Genomic DNA, 21,691 nt, shown 5'->3' on the forward strand with positions numbered 1-21,691 from the left:
GGCCCTCTCGTTTCGGTCAGTTCGGGCTGAACGCCTGCCGGGTCAGGTCCGCCGCGGGCAGCGACGGCAGCCAGGCGAGCAGTGCGGTCTCCCGGCGCAGCAGTTCGAGTTCGGTGGTGAGCCGCTGTGCGGTGTCGGGGCAGGCGAGCAGTTCCTGCTTGACCGGGGCGGGCAGTACGGAGGCCGCCGCGACCAGGTAGGAGAGCACCTGGGGGTCGGACGGCAGCTCCTGCTCGCCGGCCAGGCTGGCCTCGCGCGCGCCCGCCAGCCGCTTCCGGTAGGCGAAGAAGGCCCGCTCGACGCCGGCTGCGAGGGCTCCCGCGCCCTCGCCGGCCAGTTCCTCGATCGGTTCGGTCTCGCCGACCAGGTAGGGCCCGGTCGTGTCCACGTCGTGCAGCCGGAAGCGGGTGGTGCCGGTGACGAGCAGTTCGTACTGGCCGTCGGGGAGTTCCTTCACGGAGGCGATCGAGGCGACGCAGCCGACCTCGTACAGGGCCTCCTTCGGGTCGCCGGTCACCGTGCCGAGGCCGTCCAGCGGGCCGGCCCGGCCGTCCGGTTCGCGGACCGGTGCGACCTCCCGGCCGTCCTTGATCGCCACCACCCCGAACCGGCGGGGCGGGTCCTCGGGCTGGGCCATGAGGTCGCCGACCAGCCGCCGGTAGCGGTCCTCGAAGACGCGCAGGGGCAGCACGAGCCCCGGGTAGAGGACCGTGTTGAGCGGGAAGAGCGGGAGCCGTTCAGTCACGGCGGACAGACTAGACGGCCGACGGCCCGGCGCGCTCCGGCCTTTCGGGCCCCGGGGCGCGGCGGGGCCGTGCCGCGGCAGGCCGTGGTGCCCCGGAACGGCGGCTCAGCCGCGCTGGAGCATCCTGGTCGCGCTGGTCACCACCGTGGTCGCCAGCAGCCAGCCGGAGACCACCAGGGCGGCCACCACCCACTGCCCGGCCCGGTCCGGGTTCCAGCCGTCCTGGCTCAGGTCGACCACCGGGAGGACCTTGCTGAGCGCGAACAGGGCGGGGTTCCAGGTGGGCCGCTCGTCCGCCTTCAGCGGGGCCGGGTGGTGGGTGAGGAAGTACAGGGTGCCGAGCGCCCAGGTGGCGAGCAGCCAGAGCGCCGCCCGGCCCGGACGGTAGCCGTAGCCGACGGTGGCGTCCTGCAGCAGGCCCCAGAGGCGGCCGGGCAGCGGCAGGGTGGAGCGGCGGCGGCGCTGCTTGGCGTACTGGACCTCGCGGGCGTCCTCGTCCCGGCCGTCCCGGCGCAGGGCGGCGGCCAGCTGTTCGTACGGCTCGGGCTGGTACTCGCCGAGCGAGTTCTCCAGCCAGTCGATCCGCTGCCGGACGGTGAAGGGCTCGGCGGGGCGCAGCGACTCGTAGGTGAAGCCGGTGAGGCCGACCGCGCCGTTCTCGGGCCAGGCGCCGGGGGTGTCGACCAGGTTGCCGATCCGGGCGCGGGTGAGGGTGATCCGGCCGGTGGGCGGGGTGCGGCAGGTGAGGCGCAGCTCGGGGGTCTGGATCCGGTTGAGCGAGAACTCCTCCTCGGGGCCGAGGTGGAACTCGGCGTCGGTGATCAGGCAGGCGTTGTCGAAGCGGCCGTCGGAGATCCGTACCCGCCCGTGCGAGCGGAACGGGGTGGTCGGGGCGTCCGGGGGCGTGGTCTCGCCGTAGCCGGAGCCGTAGACGCTGCCGGAGTTCACCCAGCCGCTGTCGACGGAGCCGCTCAGGTAGAGGGTGTGGCCGACGGTGATCCGGGGTGCGTTGATGGCGTAGCCGCCGGGGGCGCCGCGCAGCTGGGCGCCGCGCAGCGAGAGGCGGCCGCCGATCTGGGCGGAGCGCAGGCTGAGCTCGCCGGTGGCCTCCAGCCGGTCGGCTTCGAGGTCCCGGCTGACCTCGAGGCCGTCGGCGGCGACGGCGCGGCCGTAGCTGTCCTGGCCGAGACGGGTCTGGTTGAGCAGCAGGTCGGTGCCTATCCGCGCGTCGGTCAGCCGGATGCCGTACCTGATCCGGCAGCGGGCGAGGTGCAGGTCCCCGGTGGTGGTCAGCCGGGACGCCTCCAGGCGGCGGAGCCGGCAGCCGACCAGGCGGATGGTGCCGGCCCTGGCCTCGGAGATCAGGATCTTCTTGTCGAAGCGGCACCGGTGCAGTTCGAGGTAGTGCGAGACCTCGGCGCCGGCCAGCATGAGCGGTCCGCTGATCCGGGCGCCGACCAGTTTGAGCGCCGCGACACGCCCGGGACTCGCGACGGGGCCGTCCAGCAGCAGCCGGGCTATCACCTCGGCCCGGACGGTCCTCTCCGGCCCCCAGAAATGGCCCGAAAAGGGGTCGTCCACATCGGCGTGTTCCGCCTCTGCTCCGTCCGGTTCGACCGTGGTGCGGAAGGCGTTGTCGTTTCGGTCGGGGAATCTCCGCAGGTCATGGGTTTCCCCGCGGCGAAAGGCCGTCCAGAGGCCCTGTTCCGCCGGTGTCCAGTCGCTCGGTGGCTGCTCCGACATGCGTCCCCCCGTGATCTTCGGCCGTCTCGGCTTTCGTATCACGGACTGAAATGCGCGGCCGCCACTTCTGGCCACTCCTTACACTTGCTTCTGTGATCTCCCGAATTGACCTGCGCGGCTCCGCTCACCAGGACCTGCGCGACGTGCTGCCCCGTGCCGAGTTCGACGTGGAGGCCGCCCTGGAGAGGGTGCGGCCGATCTGCGAGGACGTACGCCATCGCGGTGTCGCGGCGCTGATCGAGATCACCGAGCGCTTCGACGGCGTCCGGCTGGCGACCACCAGGGTCCCGCAGGCGCAGATCGACGAGGCGCTGGCGACCCTGGACCCGAAGGTGCGGGCCGCGCTGGAGGAGTCCATCCGCCGTGCCCGCCTGGTCCACCGCGCGCAGCGCCGTACCGACCACACCACCCAGGTGGTGCCGGGCGGCACGGTGTCCGAGCGCTGGGTGCCGGTCGACCGGGTCGGCCTGTACGTGCCGGGCGGCCTGGCCGTCTACCCGTCCTCCGTGGTGATGAACGTGGTCCCGGCGCAGGAGGCCGGGGTGGCGGGCATCGCGGTGACCTCGCCGCCGCAGAAGGAGTTCGGCGGGTCCGTCCACCCCACGATCCTGGCGGCCTGTGCGCTGCTCGGCGTCACCGAGGTGTACGCGGCCGGTGGTGCCCAGGCCATCGCGATGTTCGCCTACGGCACCGAGGAGTGCCGTCCGGTGAACCTGGTGACCGGCCCCGGCAACATCTACGTCGCCGCTGCCAAGCGCCTGCTCAAGGGCCGGATCGGGATCGACGCCGAGGCGGGCCCGACCGAGATCGCCGTCCTCGCCGACGACAGCGCCTCGGCGCGTGACGTCGCCGCCGACCTGATCAGCCAGGCCGAGCACGACCCGATGGCCGCCTCGGTGCTGGTCACCGCCTCGGTCGAGCTGGCCGAGGCGGTCGAGGTGGAGCTCAAGGAGCAGGTCGCCCGGACCAGGCACCGTGAGCGGGTCACCACGGCGCTGGGCGGCCGGCAGTCGGGCATCGTGCTGGTGGACGACGTCGAGCAGGGCCTGGCCGTGGTCAACGCCTACGGTGCCGAGCACCTGGAGATCCAGACCCGGGACGCCCGCGCCGTCGCGGCCCGGGTGCGCAACGCGGGTGCGATCTTCATCGGCCCGTTCGCGCCGGTCTCGCTCGGCGACTACGCGGCCGGCTCCAACCACGTGCTCCCGACCGGGGGGTGCGCCTGCCACTCCTCCGGCCTGTCGGTGCAGTCGTTCCTGCGTGGCATCCACGTCGTGGACTACTCGCGCGAGGCACTCGCCGACGTGGCCGCGCACGTGGTCAACCTGGCCGACGCGGAGGACCTGCCCGGACACGGTGACGCCATCCGTGCCCGGTTCGACTGGACGGTGCCGGGCTCGGCCGCCGCGGAGGGGACCTGCTGATGCGTATCGACGATCTCCCCATCCGTGACGAGCTGCGCGGCCAGTCCCCTTACGGCGCACCGCAGTTGGACGTTCCGGTCCAGCTGAACACCAACGAGAACCCGTACTCGCTGCCCGAGCCGCTCGTCGCCCGGATCGCCGAGCGGGTCGCCGAGGCCGCCCGCGGGCTCAACCGCTACCCCGACCGGGACGCGGTCGAGCTGCGCACGGAGCTGGCCGCCTACCTGACCAGGACTACGGGCTTCGAGCGCGGCCGCGAGCAGGTCTGGGCCGCCAACGGGTCCAACGAGATCCTCCAGCAGCTGCTGCAGACCTTCGGCGGCCCCGGTCGCAGCGCGCTCGGCTTCGAACCCTCGTACTCGATGCACGCGCTCATCTCCCGTGGTACCGGGACGAGTTGGATCTCCGGTCCGCGCAACGACGACTTCACCGTCGACCTCGGGGCGGCGCTGGCGGCGATCGCCGAGCACCGGCCGAACGTGGTCTTCATCTGCTCGCCGAACAACCCGACCGGCACCGCCGTCGCGGCCGACACCGTCCTCGCCCTGTACGAGGCCGCGCAGGCCGCCCGGCCCAGCCTGGTGGTCGTGGACGAGGCGTACGTCGAGTTCTCGCACCGGGCCTCGCTGCTGCCGCTGCTGGAAGGCCGCCCCAACCTGGTGGTCACCCGCACCATGTCGAAGGCGTTCGGTGCGGCCGGGCTGCGCCTGGGCTACCTGGCCGCCGACGCGGCCGTGGTGGACGCGGTGCAACTGGTCCGGCTGCCGTACCACCTGTCGGCCGTCACCCAGGCCACCGCGCTGGCCTGCCTGGAGTTCACCGACACCCTGCTCGGCTACGTCCAGCAGCTGAAGGCCGAGCGGGACCGCGTGGTCGACGCGCTGCGCGGGCTCGGGTTCGAGGTCACCGACTCCGACGCCAACTTCATCCAGTTCGGCCGCTTCGCCGACACCCACGCGGCCTGGCGGGCGATCCTCGACCAGGGCGTCCTGGTCCGCGACAACGGCGTCCCCGGGTGGCTGCGCGTCACCGCCGGCACCCCCGCCGAGAACGACGCCTTCCTGGACGCGGTCCGCACCGTCCTTCCGGCGTCCAGGCCCACCCCCACACGTGCAGGAGCGCGCTCCGCGCGCGCAGCCAGTCAGGAGCTGTAACCCCGTATGTCCCGTATCGGACGCGTTGAACGCACCACCAAGGAGACCTCGGTCCTGGTCGAGATCGATCTCGACGGCACCGGAAGGACCGACATCTCCACGGGCGTCGGGTTCTACGACCACATGCTCGACCAGCTGGGCCGCCACGGTCTGTTCGACCTGACCGTCAAGACCGACGGCGACCTGCACATCGACACCCACCACACGATCGAGGACACCGCCCTCGCGCTGGGCGCCGCCTTCAGGCAGGCGCTCGGCGACAAGGTCGGCATCTACCGCTTCGGCAACTGCACCGTGCCGCTGGACGAGTCGCTCGCCCAGGTCACCGTGGACCTCTCGGGCCGCCCGTACCTGGTGCACACCGAGCCCGCCGACATGGCCCCGATGATCGGCTCGTACGACACCACGATGACCCGGCACATACTGGAGTCGTTCGTGGCGCAGGCGCAGGTCGCGCTGCACGTCCACGTCCCGTACGGGCGCAACGCGCACCACATCGTGGAGTGCCAGTTCAAGGCCCTCGCCCGGGCGCTGCGGTACGCCTGTGAGCGTGACGCGCGCGCGGCGGGCATCCTCCCCTCGACCAAGGGTGCGCTGTGAGCAAGTCCGCCACGCTGCTGATCATCGCCGGGCTGTTCCTGTCCGGCGGCGTGTACTCGTTCTGGAAGCAGAAGCACTCCAAGAGCGTGATCGCGGTCCTCGCGATCGGCGCCGTGCTGTGCCTCGCCTCCGGCGTCATGCGCCTCTAGAGACCCGGAAGACAGACATGTCCAAGAATGTAGTGGTGCTGGACTACGGCTCCGGCAACCTCCGCTCCGCCCAGCGCGCGGTCGAGCGCACCGGTGCCACGGTCACCGTGACGTCCGACTTCCAGCAGGCGCTGGACGCGGACGGCCTGCTGGTACCCGGCGTCGGGGCCTTCGAGGCGTGCATGCGCGGGCTGAAGGCGGTGCGCGGCGAACAGGTCATCGGACGCCGACTGGCCGGTGGCCGCCCGGTGCTCGGCATCTGCGTCGGGATGCAGATCCTCTTCGAGCGCGGCGTCGAGCACGGTGTGGAGACGGCCGGCTGCGACGAGTGGCCCGGCACGGTCGAGCCGCTGGACGCGCCGGTCGTCCCGCACATGGGCTGGAACACCGTGGACGCCCCCCAGGGCAGCCGCCTGTTCGCCGGGCTGGACCGGGACACCCGGTTCTACTTCGTGCACTCCTACGGGGTCCGCCGCTGGGAGCTGGAGTCCAACAACGAGCGGCTGAACGCCCCGCTGGTCACCTGGGCCACCCACGGGCAGCCCTTCGTCGCCGCGGTCGAGAACGGCCCGCTCTGGGCCACCCAGTTCCATCCCGAGAAGTCCGGTGACGCCGGCGCCGCTCTGCTGACCAACTGGGTCAACACCCTCTAACGTCCTTCGAAGCCAGGAAAGTTGTACACGATGAGCCGCCTGGAACTGCTCCCCGCCGTCGACGTCCGCAACGGTCAGGCCGTCCGCCTGGTCAAGGGCGCCTCCGGCACCGAGACCTCCTTCGGAGAGCCGCTCGCGGCCGCTCTGGCCTGGCAGAACGCCGGCGCCGAGTGGCTGCACCTGGTCGACCTGGACGCCGCCTTCGGCACCGGCAGCAACCGTGAGCTGCTGCGCGAGGTCACCGGCGCGCTCGACATCAAGGTCGAGCTCTCCGGCGGCATCCGCGACGACGAGTCGCTGGCCGCCGCCCTCGCCACCGGCTGCACCCGGGTCAACCTCGGCACCGCCGCCCTGGAGAGCCCCGAGTGGGTCGCCAAGGTCATCGCCGAGCACGGCGACAAGATCGCCGTCGGTCTGGACGTGGTCGGCACCACCCTGCGCGGCCGCGGCTGGACCCGCGACGGCGGCGACCTGTACGAGGTGCTGGCCCGGCTCGACTCCGAGGGCTGCGCCCGCTACGTGGTCACCGACGTCAACCGCGACGGCACCCTGACCGGACCCAACCTGGAGCTGCTGCAGGGCGTCTGCGCCGCCACCGACAAGCCCGTGGTCGCCTCCGGCGGGGTCTCCTCGCTGGACGACCTGCGCGCCATCGCCACCCTGGTGCCCGAAGGTGTCGAGGGCTCGATTGTGGGCAAGGCCCTCTACGAGCAGAAGTTCACCCTCGAAGAGGCCCTGGAGGCTGTGTCCCGATGACTGAAACCCCGGCTGTGCAGAGCTCGTTGAGGGTCTCCGGCGCCTCCCCGTGGGAGGAGGAGTTCGGGTACTCCCGTGCTGCGCAGGCCGGGGACTTCGTTCTGGTGGCGGGCAGCACCGCGTACGACAACGGGGTCGTCCTGAACGAGGGCGACCCCTACCAGCAGACCCTCGCCGCGTTCGCCGTGGCGTTCAAAGCCCTTGCCCGGTACGGCCTCGGCGCGGCGGACGTGATCCGCACCCGGATGTACATCACCCACGTCCGGGACTCCGAGGAGGTCGGCCGGGCGCACAAGAAGCTCTTCGACGCGATCCGCCCGGTGGCGACCATGGTCGTGGTGGAGGGCCTGATCGACTCCCGGATGATGGTCGAGGTCGAACTAGACGCCTACCGTCCCGGGCTCGCAACCTCCCTGGAAGGCAAGCCGTGACCCTCGCAGTACGTGTCATCCCCTGTCTGGACGTCGACGCCGGACGGGTGGTCAAGGGCGTCAACTTCCAGAACCTGCGCGACGCCGGTGACCCGGTCGAGATGGCCAAGCTCTACGACGCCGAGGGCGCCGACGAGTTGACCTTCCTCGACATCACCGCCTCCTCCGGCGACCGGGAGACCACCTACGACGTGGTCCGCCGCACCGCCGAGCAGGTGTTCATCCCGCTGACGGTCGGCGGTGGCATCCGCACCGTCGAGGACGTCGACAGGCTGCTGCGCGCGGGGGCCGACAAGATCGGCGTCAACACCGCGGCGATCGCCCGTCCGGAGCTGATCCGGGAGATCGCCCAGCGCTTCGGCCGGCAGGTGCTGGTGCTGTCGGTGGACGCCCGCCGCTGCCCGGAGGGCACCGAGACGACCTCGGGGTACGAGGTCACCACGCACGGCGGCCGCCAGGGCACCGGTCTGGACGCGGTCGAGTGGGCCGGCCGGGCGGCCGAGCTGGGGGCCGGGGAGATCCTGCTCAACTCGATGGACGCCGACGGGACGAAGGACGGCTACGACCTGGAGATGATCCGGGCCGTCCGCAAGGCGGTCGGCGTCCCGGTGATCGCCTCGGGCGGGGCGGGGGAGCTGGGGGACTTCGCCCCCGCGGTGGAGGCGGGCGCCGACGCGGTGCTGGCCGCCAGCGTCTTCCACTTCGGCGACCTGCGGATCGGCGAGGTCAAGAACGCCCTCCGGGAAGCCGGGCACCCGGTCCGCTGAGACGGGCCCCGGGCAGCCGTGGGCCGGCGTCCTCCGCAGGGGGACGCCGGCTCAGCCGCGCGGGACGGGGAGCGCGGCGGCCAGGGTCGCGACCGCGGCGGGTGAGCCGTCCACCCGGAGGGTGGTGCGGGCACCGCGGCCGAACGCGAAGAGGACCAACTCGCCCGGTTCGCCGGTGAGTTCGACCATGTCGGTGCCGCGGGGTCCGAACTCGACGCTGCCCGCCCCGGGCCAGCGCAGGGCCAGCCGGACCGGGGTCCTGCGCCCGGCCTCCAGCCGGGTCAGCATCGGCAGCCGCTGCCACAGGGACTGCGCCAACTCCGGCGCCACGTCCTGCGGTTGCCACTCGACGGCGCGTCGGACGTCCTCGGCGTGCACGAAGTACTCGACCGTGTTGGCCGCTTCGTCCACGCCCGGCAGGGCGAACGGCGACAGCCGCGGCGGCCCCGAGCGGAACAGCCGCACCAACTCCTCGTACGGGCGCTGCGCGTACCCCGCCTGCACCCGGGCCGTCCACCCGGCCAGTGCCTGCACCCGGATCCCGGGCGCCGCGTCCGCGCGCCGCTCGCGCAGGACCAGATGGGCGGCCAGGTCGCGGGTGGTCCACCCCTCGCACAGCGTCGGGGCGTCGGGACCGGCCGCGCTCAGCAGTCCGGCAAGCCGCTGACGCTCCGTACGGGCAGAGTTCGACATGGCCCCCACCCTACGCCGGGGCCGGCGGCTCACCCGTCGGCGGGAACGCCCGAGCGGAAGTGTCCGGTCGTCTTCGCGCCGCCCTGGTGCTCGCTCACCGTCATGGTGCACGTCGCGTCCCGCATGCCCTGCTGGTAGAACTTCAGATAGGGCCCGATCGGGAAGCCGTAGTAGGGCCCGCCGCCGCCCTGCTGCTGCTCCCAGTCGGTCAGCGGCGCCTGGCACAGCTCGCGCAGGGTGCGGCCGATCAGCAGGTCGCTGGCCAGGCCCTCCGGCAGGACCACGTCGGCGATCGCCTCGCCGTCGTGCGCCTCGGTGCACGGGCGGGCCTCGGCCTTGGTGATCCCCGTGCTCAGCTGCGGATGGTCGAGGCACGTCCCCGGCAGGAAGTACGGGTACGGCAGCACCTTCGACGGACTCGGGCTCGCCGACGGGCTGTGCGACGTCGGGGCCGCAGGCGGCGGCAGGGCCATCTTCTGCCGCTCCGGCCACAGGAACAGCCCGCCCAGTGCCGCCACCACGACCACGACCAGCAGCGCCATCCACCACCGCCGTGCTCCACCCGCCCGGCCGCCCTGCGGCGACGCGTCCCCCATCGGCCCCTGCTCCACCTCAACCCCCTCGGTTCGCAGCCATTCTGGCCGTGCGGACGGCGAGTTGGCAGGGGATTGACAACAACGGTCCGCAGCCGGGGCCCCGCACGCCCCCGGGTATACGCTGGCGGCGGCACGGCCCGGATCACGAGGTGTTTGATGCGAGTCGGAATCATCGGGCACGAGGGGCTCTCGGACCTCTCGGAGATGCTCGTCCGCGGTGAGATGTGGCGGTTGGTGACCGAGTACGGCGCCTACGAGCTGGTCGGGGTGACCTGTCTGGCCGAGGGCCCGGAGACCTGGTTCGCGCAGTCGGTCCTCGACCACGGCGGGAAGGTCGAGGTGATCGTTCCGGCCGGTGCGGGACGGGCCGGCGCCTTCCGCGCTCCCGGCGCCAGCCGTGCCGGACGGCGGCTGCTGAACGAGGCCACCGCGGTCCACCGGCTGGCCCCCGTCGAGGTCGGCGGACTCGGGGACGACACCTGCCGGGCACTGGTCGGCATGGTCGACGAGCTGATCGCGGTCTGGGACGGGCGGCCGGACAGCGGGCCCGCGCGGGTGGTCGAAGCGGCCCGGCGCGCCGGCCTGTTCGTCCAGGTGATCTGGCCGGACGGCTGTCAGAGCCCGGCGTAGCGGCAACCGTCCGGGAGGCGCGGGGGCGTGCGGGAGCGAGGGGCCGCTGCCGGTCCGCGGAGCGGCCCACGCCCCCTCCCGGCGGTGCACGCGGTGCACCGGAGCAGCCCGGCCCGGCTCCCGCACGCTTCGGGACGCTCTCGCCGAGCTGCCGCCGGCGCACCCGGGCCGCCTGCGAGAATGGCCGCATGTCCACCACACCCGCCGCCCCCGGCAGCACCGCCCTGGCCGCCGACATCGCCGACCGCCTCAAGCGCGCGCCCGACGGCCTGATCCCCGCGATCGCCCAGCAGTACGACACCGGCGAGGTGCTGATGCTCGGCTGGATGGACGACGAGGCGCTGCACCGCACCCTCACCACCGGCCGCTGCACCTACTGGAGCCGCAGCCGCCGGGAGTACTGGGTCAAGGGCGACACCTCCGGGCACTTCCAGCACGTCAAGTCCGTTGCGCTGGACTGCGACGCGGACACCCTGCTGGTCCGGGTCGACCAGGTCGGCGCGGCCTGCCACACCGGGACCCGCACCTGCTTCGACACCGACGTCCTGCCGCTCGCTCGCTAGCCTTTCCCCCGTCAGCCCCTGCTCACGAACGGTGAAGTACCCCATGGACCTCGAGGCCTTCCGCAAGCTCGCCGTAGACACCCGGGTCATCCCGGTCACCCGCCGGCTCCTCGCGGACGGGCTCACGCCCATCGGCCTGTACCGCAGCCTGGCCGCCGAGCGCCCCGGCACCTTCCTGCTGGAGTCGGCCGAGCAGGGCCGGAGTTGGTCCCGGTACTCCTTCGTGGGCGTGCGCAGCGCGGCCGCGCTCACCACGGACCAAGGCGGCAACGCCCACTGGCACGGCACCCCGCCGGTGGGCATCCCCACCGACGGCGACCCGCTGGAGGTGCTGCGGGCCGCGCTCGCCGCACTGCACACCCCGCGCGGCGCCGACGACGGCCTGCCGCCGCTCACCGGCGGTCTGGTCGGCTACCTCGGCTACGACGTCGTCCGCCGCCTGGAGAGGCTGCCCGACCGCACCCCGGACGACCTCGGGCTGCCCGAGCTCACCATGCTGCTCGCCACCGACCTCGCCGTGCTCGACCACTGGGACGGCTCGGTGGTGCTGATCGCCAACGCGGTCAACCACAACGACCTGGCCAGCGGCGTGGACGAGGCGTACGCGGACGCGGTGGCCCGGCTGGACGCGATGGAGGCCGACCTACTGGAGCCGGTCGCCTCCGGGCTCGCCACCTTCACCCCGACCGCCGTCGACGCCCACTCGCCGTTCGGCGGGGAGCCGTACGGGCGGGCCGTGGAGGAGATCAAGGAGCGGATCCGGGCCGGCGAGGCGTTCCAGGTGGTGGTCTCCCAGCGGTTCCAGGCCCCCTGCCCGGCCAGCGCGCTGGACGTGTACCGGGTGCTGCGCACCACCAACCCCAGCCCGTACATGTACCTCTTCCGCTTCCCCGGCCCGGACGGCACCGAGCAGGGCGGCTTCGACGTGGTCGGCTCCAGCCCCGAGGCGCTGGTCAAGGTGACCGACGGCGAGGCGATGCTGCACCCCATCGCGGGCACCAGGCACCGGGGCGCCACCCCGCACGAGGACGCCGAGCTGGCCGCCGAGCTGCTCGCGGACCCCAAGGAGCGGGCCGAGCACCTGATGCTGGTCGACCTCGGCCGCAACGACCTGGGACGGGTCTGCACGCCCGGCACCGTCGAGGTGGTCGACTTCATGGCGATCGAGCGGTACAGCCACGTCATGCACATCGTGTCCACCGTCACCGGCGAGGTGGCCGAGGGGCGGACGGCCTTCGACGTGCTCACCGCCTGCTTCCCGGCCGGGACGCTCTCGGGCGCGCCCAAGCCGCGGGCCATGCAGATCATCGAGGAGCTGGAACCCACCCGCCGCGGCCTGTACGGCGGCTGTGTCGGCTACCTCGACTTCGCGGGCGACGCCGACACCGCGATCGCGATCCGGACCGCCGTGCTGCGGGACGGCACCGCGTACGTCCAGGCGGGCGCGGGTGTGGTCGCGGACTCGACGCCGGAGGGCGAGGACACCGAGTGCCGCAACAAGGCCGCCGCCGTCCTGCGGGCCGTCGCCACCGCGAACACGTTGCGTACGCCGCGGTAGCCGGCCGGCGGGCGAGGGGCCGGGACGGGTGCGCGGCCCCTCCGTGCACCCCGGCCGACCCGGTCCGGTGTGCGGTCAGGGATAGTGGACGGGTGAGTGCTACTACATCGCCCGAGCCTGCCGTGTCCGCCGCCGCCGAGCGCAAGGGCGGGCGGCGCAGTCTGGGGACGATGCTGCTGCTGACCGCCGCGGGGGCGGTCCTGGTGCTGACCGCCGTGGGGCGGACCTGGGCCGAGGGGCACCTTCCGGCGAAGATGGAGGTCTCGGTCACCGGAAGCGCGATCTCCGGCCTGCCGGGCGGGCTGACCCTGGCGGTGATGGCCGCGGCCGTGGCGGTGTTCGCCGTCCGGGGCGTCGGACGGATCGTCGTCGGCGTGCTGGCGGCGCTCGCCGGGGCCGGGGTGGCCCTCGCCGCCGCCCTCGGTGCCTCGGACACCTCGGCCCTGGACGCGGAGGCTGCCCGCAAGCTGGCGCTGGTGAGCGCGCAGGCCGAGCTGCCCAGCCACACCGCCTGGCCCTGGGTGGCCGTGGCCGGTGGCGTGCTGCTGGCGCTGGCCGGACTGCTGACCGTACGGTCCGGCCGGGACTGGCCCGCGATGGGTGCCCGCTACGAGGCACCGGCCGGCCGGGCGCAGGCCGGGCGTAAGCAGGCGAAGCCCGCCGGGACCCCGGCCGAGCTGTGGCAGGCGCTGGACCGTGGCGAGGATCCCACTGATTGATTGCCGCCCCCGCTTGGGTTCGTCTGTGAGGGCCCGGCACAATGGATGACGTCAACCCACCGGGCGCCCCTCGGACACCCGGCCGGGCCCCGGAGACTCAAGGAGCACCATCAATGTCGGCATCAGCGCGCGCTGCGCACGGCCACACTCCCGCCGCCTGGACCGGCGTGATCATCGCCTTCATCGGTTTCATGATCAGCGGCGTGGCCATGATCCTCCCGAACGTCCTGCTCGTCTGGGCCGGGTTCGTGGTCGTCGTGGTCGGCGGCGTGGTCGGCAAGGCCATGCAGATGGCGGGCATGGGCAAGCAGCCGAGCCGGCACCAGGCTCAGGTCGCCACCGAGAAGCCGGCCGCGGTCTCCGTCTCCTGACGGCACCCGATCATCGAACGGCGGGCGCAACACGCCCGCCGTTTCCGTGTCCCGCCACGCCCGTGGCCCCCTCGGTACGGGTTGGCGACGGCGTTCGCACGGCAGAATCGTGCGGGTGAGAGCGATTCCCGCGCAGCCCGAGCCGTCCGCGCCCCAGCCCGTGCCGCAGCCGTCCGTACTGCGGCGGCTGAGCCGGCCGCTGGCCGCGCTGGCGGCCGTCGCCATCCCGACCGCGTACGTGGCGGCGGTGGACCCGAACGCGGCCGGCCACTACCCGACCTGCCCGGTGCTCCGGGCGACCGGCTGGTGGTGTCCGGGGTGCGGGGGGCTGCGCTGTGTGCACGCGCTGACCCGGGGGGACCTGACCACGGCGGGCCACGACAACCTGCTGGTGCTGCTGCTGGCGGGGGTGCTGGGTCTGCTCTGGCTGCGCTGGCTCTGGGCCGCGCTGACGGGCGGGCGGGCGCCGGGGATCAGCATCGGCTCCGGCGGAGCGGTGGGGCTGACCGTGCTCCTGGTGGTCTTCACGGTGGTCCGCAATCTGCCGATCGGTGCCGGGCTGGCCCCACCGCTTCTCTGACCGCATCGAGCCGGCCGCAGCCGGTGCAGCGCGCCGGGATCAGGCCGCTGAACAGGGCGAACGGCGCGTGCGCCGGTCCGCTCCGCGAGACGCACGCCGGACTGATGCAGTTCGCGCCCCCTGCGCCCGATACCATCGAAGAGCCGACGGAGTCGGATGCGCACAGGATCCTCACCGTTTTGTGCCAGTCCCATCCACGGCCTTGACTGGATCGGCCAGGCCGGAGGGCCGTTCGTCCTCCGGCGCTAGCCGGCCGAATTCCTAGCAGAGAATGATGGGGGCGCTCTCGTGAGTGTGCTCGACGAGATCATCGACGGGGTCCGGCAGGACCTCGCCGAGCGACAGGCCAGGGTCTCCCTGGACGAGCTCAAGGAGCTGGCCGCCAAGGCGCCCGACGCCAAGAACGGTGTGGCCGCACTGCGCGGCGACGGCGTGCGGGTGATCTGCGAGGTCAAGCGCTCCAGCCCGTCCAAGGGCGCACTGGCGGCGATCGCCGACCCGGCCGCCCTGGCGCTCGACTACGCGGCGGGCGGTGCGGCGGCGATCAGCGTGCTGACCGAGCAGCGCCGCTTCGGCGGCTCCCTCGCCGACCTGGACGCCGTCCGGGCCGCGGTGGACACCCCGGTGCTCCGGAAGGACTTCATCGTCACCGCCTACCAGCTCTGGGAGGCCCGCGCCCACGGCGCCGACCTCGCGCTGCTGATCGTGGCGGCCCTGGACCAGCCGGCCCTGGTCTCGCTCATCGAGCGGGCCGAGTCGATCGGGCTGACCCCGCTGGTCGAGGTGCACGACGAGGAGGAGATCGCCCGCGCGGTGGACGCCGGAGCGAAGATCATCGGCGTCAACGCCCGCAACCTCAAGACCCTCGAGGTCGACCGCAACACCTTCGGCAACGTGGTGGACGCCATCCCGGACCACGTCGTCAAGGTGGCCGAGTCCGGTGTCCGGGGTCCGCACGACCTGATCGCCTACGCCAACCTCGGCGCGGACGCGGTCCTGGTGGGCGAGTCGCTGGTGACCGGCAGGGACCCGAAGGCGGCCGTCGCCGACCTGGTCGCGGCCGGTGCCCACCCGGCGCTGCGCAACAACGGACGGGGCTGACCCGCAGTCATGTCACTCGCCACCCGACTCGCCCCAGGCTGCCGCCCCCGCGGCTGCCGGGCGCCCGCACGCCGGGTGCTGGGGCGGCGGGTGCGGTACGTGATCGGCTGCGAGCCCGGGCAGGTGCAGGGCCGTCGATGGCGCAGGACGTCCGGCTGAACAGGCCGTCCACGACGTCATCGCAAGCCATCTCTTCACAAGGACGCAACCCATGTCCGAGAACGACTACCTGCCAGGCGCCCAAGTCCCCGACGCGCGAGGCTACTTCGGCGCCTACGGCGGCCGCTTCATCCCGGAGGCGCTGGTCGCCGCAGTCGAGCAGGTCGCCGAGGAGTACGAGAAGGCGAAGGCCGACCCCGCCTTCGCCGCCGAGCTGGACGCCCTGCTCAAGGACTACACCGGCCGCCCCAGCCCGCTCACCGACGTCCACCGGTTCTCCGCCGAGGCGGGCGGCGCGCGGATCCTGCTCAAGCGCGAGGACCTGAACCACACCGGCTCGCACAAGATCAACAACGTGCTGGGCCAGGCGCTGCTCACCCGGCGGATGGGCAAGACCCGGATCATCGCCGAGACCGGCGCCGGCCAGCACGGCGTGGCCACCGCCACCGCCTGTGCGCTCTTCGGCTTCGACTGCACCATCTACATGGGTGAGGTCGACACCGAGCGCCAGGCGCTGAACGTGGCCCGGATGCGGATGCTGGGCGCCGAGGTCGTCGCGGTGAAGTCCGGCAGCCGCACCCTGAAGGACGCCATCAACGAGGCGTTCCGCGACTGGGTCGCCAACGTGGACTCCACCCACTACCTGTTCGGCACGGTCGCCGGCCCGCACCCGTTCCCGATGATGGTCCGCGACTTCCACCGGGTGATCGGCGTCGAGGCCAGGCAGCAGGTCCTGGACCGCACCGGCAGGCTGCCGGACGCGGTCGTCGCCTGCGTCGGCGGCGGCTCCAACGCGATGGGCATCTTCCACGAGTTCATCCCGGACGCCGGGGTGCGCCTGGTCGGCTGCGAGGCGGCCGGCGAGGGGGCCGAGACCCCCAGGCACGCCGCCACCCTCACCAAGGGCGACCCGGGCGTGCTGCACGGCTCGCGCACCTACGTCCTGCAGGACGAGGACGGCCAGACCATCGAGAGCCACTCCATCTCGGCCGGTCTGGACTACCCCGGCGTCGGACCCGAGCACGCCTGGCTGAAGGACACCGGCCGCGCCGAGTACCGTCCGGTCACCGACGACCAGGCCATGCAGGCGCTGCGCCTGTTGTCCCGGACCGAGGGCATCATCCCGGCCATCGAGAGCGCCCACGCGCTGGCCGGCGCGCTGGAGCTGGGCCGCGAGCTCGGCCCGCAGGCCACCATCCTGGTCTCGCTCTCCGGGCGCGGTGACAAGGACATGCACACCGCCGCCGAGTACTTCGGTCTCTACGACAGCGAGGGCAAGTGACCATGGCTTCGAAGCTCAGTGCGGCCCTGGCCGCGGCCAAGGCCGAGAACCGCGCCGCGCTGATCGGCTACCTCCCGGCCGGGTTCCCGACCGTCCAGGGCGGGATCGAGGCGGTCAACGCCCTGGTCGAGGGCGGCTGCGACATCGTCGAGATCGGCCTGCCGCACTCCGACCCGGTGCTGGACGGTCCGACCATCCAGACCGCCGACGACATCGCGCTGCGCGGTGGCGTCCGGATCAAGGACGTGCTGCACACGGTCGCCGAGGTGGCCGCCGCCCACCCCGGGGCCGCGGTGCTGGTGATGACGTACTGGAACCCGGTCGACCGCTACGGTGCGGCGCGCTTCGCCGCCGACCTGGCCGCCGCCGGCGGTGCGGGCTGCATCCTGCCGGACCTGCCGGTCGAGGAGTCCGAGGAGTGGCGCAAGGCGGCGGGCGAGCACGGTCTGGACACCGTCTTCGTGGTCGCCCCCAGCAGCAAGGACGCGCGGCTGGCCGAGGTCACGGCGGCGGGCTCCGGCTTCGTCTACGCGGCCGCGGTGATGGGCGTGACCGGCACCCGGACCCAGGTCGGCAACCTGGCCGAGGACCTGGTCGCCCGCACCCGGGCCACCACCGACCTGCCGGTCTGCGTCGGCCTCGGGGTCTCCACCCCGACCCAGGCCGCGGAGGTGGCCGCCTTCGCGGACGGGGTGATCGTCGGCTCCGCCTTCGTGCAGCGGATCCTGGACGCCGACGGCGACCAGGCCGCGGCGCTGGCAGCGGTCCGCACTCTCGCGGGTGAGCTGGCCCAGGGCGTCCGCCGCCGCTGACGGCCCGGCTCCCGACGGCCCGTCACCTCTTCGGAGGTGGCGGGCCGTCGTGCGTACGGATGCCGGTGAACCCGTACGGGTGAAGAGTCGGCCGCTCACGCATCAGTGGCGGTTGACCGGCGTTGAGTGGAGGGACCACTGTGCGGTGCCGTCCGCCCCGCGCGGTTCGTGCACCGTTCACGTGTGACTGCTGTGAGGGAGCAAGCCTGTGCCGTGCCTCCAACGCGCCGTACTCCTGCGGGCCGCTGCCGCCGCACTGACGCTCTGCGCGGCCCTCGGCGTGGAGGCCGCCGTCGGGCACGCACTGGCCGCGCGGGGCGCGGAGCGGGCCGAGCGGGACGCGTACGTCTGCGGTGCGGCGGCCCGGTCGGCGACCGCGCTGCACACCGGTCCCGTGCAGGCCGCCGGGCGCCCGGCGGCGACCAGGGCCGGGCACTGCGAGCGGTAGTCCCCGGCGGCCCCGGCGCGACCGAGCTCCCGCACCCGCCCCGGGGCCTCGAACAGATCGGACATCAGCTCCCCAGACGTCACTCAATCGGCGTAACGTGCGAATGTGGAGGAACCCCCATTCATCCCCTACGGTTCATCAGGAAGCGTGAGCGGGAGCGAGAACGAGGGGGAGCCCTGATGGCCAGTCAGACTGCCGAGTCGCCGGCCGGCATCGGCCCGGCGCTGCGCCGGGCGGCGGACGGCCCGCTGGCTGAGTGGGCCGGCCTCGCCGTCCGGCTCGCCCTGGCGGCGGTCTGGGGGTGGGCCGGGCTGGCGAAGATCTCCGATCCGGCCGAGGCGGCCCAGGCCGTCCGGGCGTACGAGATCCTGCCGGAGTCCCTGGTCAAGCCGGTCGGTTACGGGCTGCCGTTCCTCGAGGTGGCCCTCGCGCTGCTGCTGGTGATCGGCCTCGGCGTGCGTGCGGTCGCCGTCGTCTCCGCCGTGCTGCTGCTCACCTTCATCGCCGGGATCAGTTCCACGTGGGCGCGCGGCATCTCGATCGACTGCGGCTGCTTCGGCGGCGGCGGCGCGGTCGACGCCTCGAAGACCGAGTACCTGCAGGAGATCCTGCGGGACTGCGGCTTCCTGCTGCTCGCCGCCTGGCTGGTGTTCCGGCCGCGCACCAAGCTCTCGGCCGACGTCTGGCTGGCCGCCGCGTAGCACCGGCCCGGTGCCAGTCGGCCCAGTTCCCCTCGACCGACACCCGACCCCCACTTTGGACACAGCAGGTATGAGCGAGAAGAACCGCGAAGGCAAGCGCAACGCCCGCGAGAAGATGCAGGAGACGCGTGCGGCCGAGGAGGCGCGCACCAGGCGCAACAAGAAGCTGGGCGTCGTCGGAGTGGTGGCCGCGGTCATCGCCGTCGCCGCGGTGGTCGGTGTGGTGGTGCAGAACCAGCGCTCCAAGCCGGAGACGCCGACCGCGGCCCCGGTCGGCACGATCGGCGACAAGAACCTGATGATCCCCTCGGGGCCGGCCAACGCACCCTCCGTGCTGACCGTCTACGAGGACCCGCGCTGCCCCGCCTGCGGCGCCTTCGAGCGGACGTTCGCGCCCACCATCGACCAGCTGGAGGACCAGGGCAAGCTGTACGTCAACTACCACATCGTCTCGTTCATCGACCGCGCGCTCAGCGGCAAGGGCTCCAAGACCGGTGCCAACGCGCTGGGCTGCGCCCAGGACGCGGGCCACTTCCGCGACTTCCACGACGTGCTCTACCGCAACCAGCCGGAGGAGACCTCCGACGCCTTCAGCAACAACGCCACCCTGATCGGCCTGGCCAAGCGGGTCAACGGTCTGGACACGCCGGCCTTCGAGGCCTGCGTCAACGACAACAAGTACGGCGGCTGGGTCTCCGCGGTGCAGCAGGACTTCGACAAGTCCAGCTACAAGTCCACGCCCACCGTGCTGCTGAACGGCAAGCCGGTCTACCCGAAGAACGGCGAGGAGCAGATCTCGCCAGAGGCCCTGGTCAAGTGGGTCGACGCGGCCAACCAGGGCAAGCCGCTGGGCACCACGGGGCCCGGCAACGAGAGCCCCGCGCCGACCAGCACCGCGTCCGAGACCAACACGCCGCCCTCGCCGTAGCGGCGTTTGGAGGGAGCTCCCCGGCGGGAGCGTCCCGGGAGAACGCCCGGCGAAAACGTCCGGAGAGAAAAAGAGGGGACTGTTCGAAAGCTGTGACCCCGTCCGGTGCCGATGTGCCGGGCGGGACACGGTAGCGTCGACCTTGTCATGGATATCGCTTACATCCCGAGCCCGTCGCGGGGGGTCCTCTACCTCGGCCCCGTCCCGCTGCGCGCCTACGCCTTCTGCATCATCATCGGTGTCGTCGTGGCCGTGTGGCTCGGCAGCAAGCGCTGGGTCGCCCGTGGCGGCGCCAAGCACACCGTCGGTGACATCGCCGTCTGGGCCGTCCCGTTCGGGCTGGTCGGCGGCCGCCTCTACCACGTGATCACCGACCACCAGCTGTACTTCGGTGATGGCAAGGACCCCTGGAACGCCTTCAAGATCTGGGAGGGCGGCCTCGGCATCTGGGGTGCCATCGCGCTGGGCGCGGTCGGTGCCTGGATCGGGGCCCGCCGCCGGGGCGTCCCGCTGCCCGCGTACGCCGACGCCATCGCTCCCGGTATCGCGCTGGCCCAGGCCTGCGGCCGCTGGGGAAACTGGTTCAACCAGGAGCTCTACGGCAAGGCGACCACCCTGCCCTGGGGTCTGAAGATCCACAAGGTGCTGCCGGACGGCACGGTGGCGGACGGCGTCTACCACCCGACCTTCCTGTACGAGTCGCTCTGGTGTGTCGGCGTCGCGCTGCTGGTGATCTGGGCCGACCGGCGCTTCACCCTCGGCCACGGCCGGGCCTTCGCGCTGTACGTCGCCGCCTACACGGTGGGCCGCGCCTGGATCGAGTACCTGCGGATCGACGAGGCGCACCACATCCTGGGCCTGCGGCTCAACGACTGGACCGCGATCGTGGTCTTCGTCGGCGCCGTCGCCTACCTGGTGATCGTCGGCAGGAAGCGCCCGGGCCGGGAGGCGCCCGACTCGATCGACCCGGCAGCCCGTGACGAGGAGCTGACGCAGTCCACCGGGGACAGTGTCCCGTCGCCGAGCCCGGCGCCGGCCGAGCCGCAGCCGGCCGGCGACAAGAAGCCGACCGACCCTTCCTGACCTGCGTTTTCACCGGAATCCGGCCGCTCCCACCGATAGCGTGGCGAGCGGCCGGAGCGCTGTTCGGACAGCCTTACTTTCCTGGAATCCGTCTAAATTTCGGACTAGTTTAGGGGAGGTGAGACCCCGGGCCGAGCCCGGGGAGAAGTGCTCGAACGGAGGCCGACAGACCATGACCGCGACCATCGCCCAGCCCGCCCTGGACGACCAGCCCAAGCCGCGCATCCCGGCGGAGGGTCACCACCGCGATGTCAACGGCGGCTGGCTCCGTCCGGCCGTGTTCGGCGCGATGGACGGACTGGTCTCCAACTTCGCCCTGATGACCGGTGTGGTCGGTGGCGCCGTCTCCAGCGGCACCGTCGTCCTCACCGGCCTCGCGGGTCTCGCCGCCGGCGCCTGCTCGATGGCGGCGGGCGAGTACACCTCGGTGGCCTCCCAGCGCGAGCTGGTCGAGGCCGAGATCGAGGCCGAGCGGCTGGAGCTCAGCCGCAACCCGCACGGTGAGCTGGCCGAGCTGGCCCAGCTGTACATCTCGCGCGGTGTCGAGCCGGAGCTCGCCCACGAGGTCGCCCGGCAGCTGTCCGCCGACCCGGACCAGACGCTGGAGATCCACGCCCGCGAGGAGCTGGGCATAGACCCCAACGACCTGCCCTCGCCGCTGGTGGCGGCGGCCTCCTCCTTCCTCTGCTTCGCGGTCGGTGCGCTGCTGCCGCTGCTGCCGTACCTGCTGGGTGCCACCTCGCTGCTGCCGGCGCTGGCGCTGTCGCTGGTGGGGCTGTTCCTGTGCGGCGCGGTGGTGGCCCGGGTGACCGCGCGCAGCTGGTGGTTCAGCGGGCTGCGCCAGCTGGTGCTGGGCAGTGCGGCCGCCGGGGTGACGTACCTGCTCGGCATGCTGATCGGTGGGCACGTCGGCTGACGCCCGGGTCCCGCACGCGGTCCGCGCGAGGTCTTCCAGGGGCGCGGGGAGCCGCGCGGGTGTTCCGCACACGGTGCGGAATCGCTCGCGCGGCCCCCGCGCCCCGGCCGTTGGCTGCGCCGTCCGGGT

27 protein-coding genes are annotated in these 21,691 nt (G+C 72.7%); 23 read left to right on the forward strand and 4 right to left on the reverse strand.

Annotated features, from left to right (window positions below):
- Positions 1-16: 16 nt before the first annotated feature.
- The gene (locus ACFC1R_RS11590) at positions 17-745 is read right to left on the reverse strand and encodes an LON peptidase substrate-binding domain-containing protein (RefSeq protein WP_375936474.1); all 729 of its coding nucleotides are present in this window, start codon (positions 743-745) and stop codon (positions 17-19) included.
- Between the two features lie 105 nt (positions 746-850).
- Positions 851-2,488: an oxidoreductase gene (locus ACFC1R_RS11595; RefSeq protein WP_375936477.1), complete on the reverse strand. Its 1,638-nt coding sequence runs from the start codon at positions 2,486-2,488 to the stop codon at positions 851-853.
- A gap of 92 nt (positions 2,489-2,580) precedes the next feature.
- On the opposite strand from ACFC1R_RS11595, the gene hisD reads away from it, so the two are divergent.
- The 8 genes from hisD to hisF are packed head-to-tail and all read left to right on the forward strand — an operon-like array spanning position 2,581 to position 8,422.
- Positions 2,581-3,912, forward strand: coding sequence for a histidinol dehydrogenase (hisD, locus tag ACFC1R_RS11600; protein ID WP_375936480.1), 1,332 nt, complete (start codon positions 2,581-2,583; stop codon positions 3,910-3,912).
- A complete protein-coding gene (locus ACFC1R_RS11605) occupies positions 3,909-5,066 on the forward strand; it encodes a histidinol-phosphate transaminase (protein WP_375936721.1) in 1,158 nt (385 codons plus the stop codon). The genes hisD and ACFC1R_RS11605 overlap by 4 nt, the downstream gene beginning before the upstream one ends.
- A gap of 6 nt (positions 5,067-5,072) precedes the next feature.
- The gene (gene hisB / locus ACFC1R_RS11610) at positions 5,073-5,666 is read left to right on the forward strand and encodes an imidazoleglycerol-phosphate dehydratase HisB (RefSeq protein ID WP_375936483.1); all 594 of its coding nucleotides are present in this window, start codon (positions 5,073-5,075) and stop codon (positions 5,664-5,666) included.
- The gene (locus ACFC1R_RS11615) at positions 5,663-5,815 is read left to right on the forward strand and encodes a hypothetical protein (RefSeq protein ID WP_045299101.1); all 153 of its coding nucleotides are present in this window, start codon (positions 5,663-5,665) and stop codon (positions 5,813-5,815) included. Before hisB ends, ACFC1R_RS11615 begins: the two co-directional genes overlap by 4 nt.
- Before the next feature lie 17 nt (positions 5,816-5,832).
- Positions 5,833-6,468 carry an imidazole glycerol phosphate synthase subunit HisH gene (gene hisH / locus ACFC1R_RS11620; protein ID WP_375936487.1) on the forward strand — a complete coding sequence of 212 codons (636 nt, stop codon included), beginning with the start codon at positions 5,833-5,835 and terminating at the stop codon, positions 6,466-6,468.
- Between the two features lie 30 nt (positions 6,469-6,498).
- Positions 6,499-7,224, forward strand: a complete 726-nt coding sequence (gene priA, locus ACFC1R_RS11625; RefSeq protein WP_375936490.1) for a bifunctional 1-(5-phosphoribosyl)-5-((5-phosphoribosylamino)methylideneamino)imidazole-4-carboxamide isomerase/phosphoribosylanthranilate isomerase PriA — start codon at positions 6,499-6,501, stop codon at positions 7,222-7,224.
- Positions 7,221-7,655 (forward strand): RidA family protein, encoded by a 435-nt coding sequence (locus tag ACFC1R_RS11630; protein ID WP_375936493.1) that lies wholly within the window; start codon positions 7,221-7,223, stop codon positions 7,653-7,655. Before priA ends, ACFC1R_RS11630 begins: the two co-directional genes overlap by 4 nt.
- A complete protein-coding gene (hisF, locus tag ACFC1R_RS11635; protein ID WP_375936496.1) occupies positions 7,652-8,422 on the forward strand; it encodes an imidazole glycerol phosphate synthase subunit HisF in 771 nt (256 codons plus the stop codon). The genes ACFC1R_RS11630 and hisF overlap by 4 nt, the downstream gene beginning before the upstream one ends.
- 51 nt (positions 8,423-8,473) lie before the next feature.
- Here the strand turns inward: hisF and ACFC1R_RS11640 are convergent, their stop codons facing one another.
- Positions 8,474-9,115, reverse strand: a complete 642-nt coding sequence (locus ACFC1R_RS11640; RefSeq protein WP_375936500.1) for a TIGR03085 family metal-binding protein — start codon at positions 9,113-9,115, stop codon at positions 8,474-8,476.
- Between the two features lie 29 nt (positions 9,116-9,144).
- Entirely contained in the window at positions 9,145-9,711 is a 567-nt protein-coding gene (locus ACFC1R_RS11645) for a hypothetical protein (protein ID WP_375936503.1), read from the reverse strand.
- A 156-nt stretch (positions 9,712-9,867) separates the two neighbouring features.
- Between ACFC1R_RS11645 and ACFC1R_RS11650 the strand changes: the two genes are divergently transcribed.
- The 15 genes from ACFC1R_RS11650 (at position 9,868) to ACFC1R_RS11720 (ending at position 21,562) form a co-directional block, all read left to right on the forward strand.
- Positions 9,868-10,341, forward strand: a complete 474-nt coding sequence (locus ACFC1R_RS11650; RefSeq protein WP_375936506.1) for a hypothetical protein — start codon at positions 9,868-9,870, stop codon at positions 10,339-10,341.
- Positions 10,342-10,529: 188 nt separating this feature from the next.
- On the forward strand, positions 10,530-10,904 hold the full coding sequence (gene hisI / locus ACFC1R_RS11655; RefSeq protein ID WP_375936509.1) for a phosphoribosyl-AMP cyclohydrolase: 375 nt from the start codon (positions 10,530-10,532) through the stop codon (positions 10,902-10,904).
- 43 nt (positions 10,905-10,947) lie between these two features.
- Entirely contained in the window at positions 10,948-12,462 is a 1,515-nt protein-coding gene (locus ACFC1R_RS11660; RefSeq protein ID WP_375936512.1) for an anthranilate synthase component I, read from the forward strand.
- A gap of 92 nt (positions 12,463-12,554) precedes the next feature.
- Complete coding sequence (locus tag ACFC1R_RS11665; RefSeq protein WP_375936515.1) at positions 12,555-13,181, forward strand: TIGR02234 family membrane protein; 627 nt, start codon at positions 12,555-12,557, stop codon at positions 13,179-13,181.
- A gap of 113 nt (positions 13,182-13,294) precedes the next feature.
- Positions 13,295-13,552 carry an HGxxPAAW family protein gene (locus ACFC1R_RS11670; RefSeq protein ID WP_375936518.1) on the forward strand — a complete coding sequence of 86 codons (258 nt, stop codon included), beginning with the start codon at positions 13,295-13,297 and terminating at the stop codon, positions 13,550-13,552.
- 115 nt (positions 13,553-13,667) lie between these two features.
- Complete coding sequence (locus ACFC1R_RS11675; RefSeq protein WP_375936521.1) at positions 13,668-14,132, forward strand: DUF2752 domain-containing protein; 465 nt, start codon at positions 13,668-13,670, stop codon at positions 14,130-14,132.
- A gap of 288 nt (positions 14,133-14,420) precedes the next feature.
- Positions 14,421-15,233 (forward strand): indole-3-glycerol phosphate synthase TrpC, encoded by an 813-nt coding sequence (trpC, locus tag ACFC1R_RS11680; RefSeq protein ID WP_375936524.1) that lies wholly within the window; start codon positions 14,421-14,423, stop codon positions 15,231-15,233.
- A 9-nt stretch (positions 15,234-15,242) separates the two neighbouring features.
- A complete protein-coding gene (gene trpM, locus ACFC1R_RS11685) occupies positions 15,243-15,392 on the forward strand; it encodes a tryptophan biosynthesis modulator TrpM (RefSeq protein WP_375936527.1) in 150 nt (49 codons plus the stop codon).
- 52 nt (positions 15,393-15,444) lie between these two features.
- Positions 15,445-16,674, forward strand: coding sequence for a tryptophan synthase subunit beta (gene trpB / locus ACFC1R_RS11690; RefSeq protein ID WP_375936530.1), 1,230 nt, complete (start codon positions 15,445-15,447; stop codon positions 16,672-16,674).
- A 2-nt stretch (positions 16,675-16,676) separates the two neighbouring features.
- Entirely contained in the window at positions 16,677-17,486 is an 810-nt protein-coding gene (trpA, locus tag ACFC1R_RS11695) for a tryptophan synthase subunit alpha (RefSeq protein WP_375936533.1), read from the forward strand.
- 208 nt (positions 17,487-17,694) lie between these two features.
- Positions 17,695-17,934 (forward strand): hypothetical protein, encoded by a 240-nt coding sequence (locus tag ACFC1R_RS11700; protein WP_375936536.1) that lies wholly within the window; start codon positions 17,695-17,697, stop codon positions 17,932-17,934.
- 179 nt (positions 17,935-18,113) lie between these two features.
- Complete coding sequence (locus ACFC1R_RS11705) at positions 18,114-18,635, forward strand: MauE/DoxX family redox-associated membrane protein (RefSeq protein ID WP_375936539.1); 522 nt, start codon at positions 18,114-18,116, stop codon at positions 18,633-18,635.
- Between the two features lie 70 nt (positions 18,636-18,705).
- Positions 18,706-19,563 (forward strand): DsbA family protein, encoded by an 858-nt coding sequence (locus ACFC1R_RS11710; RefSeq protein ID WP_375936542.1) that lies wholly within the window; start codon positions 18,706-18,708, stop codon positions 19,561-19,563.
- Positions 19,564-19,710: 147 nt separating this feature from the next.
- Positions 19,711-20,646, forward strand: coding sequence for a prolipoprotein diacylglyceryl transferase (gene lgt, locus ACFC1R_RS11715; protein ID WP_375936545.1), 936 nt, complete (start codon positions 19,711-19,713; stop codon positions 20,644-20,646).
- A 172-nt stretch (positions 20,647-20,818) separates the two neighbouring features.
- Positions 20,819-21,562 (forward strand): VIT1/CCC1 transporter family protein, encoded by a 744-nt coding sequence (locus tag ACFC1R_RS11720; RefSeq protein WP_375936548.1) that lies wholly within the window; start codon positions 20,819-20,821, stop codon positions 21,560-21,562.
- Positions 21,563-21,691: the final 129 nt, after the last annotated feature.

Source organism: Kitasatospora sp. NPDC056138 (assembly GCF_042264695.1).
In the GTDB taxonomy this organism is placed as follows: domain Bacteria; phylum Actinomycetota; class Actinomycetes; order Streptomycetales; family Streptomycetaceae; genus Kitasatospora.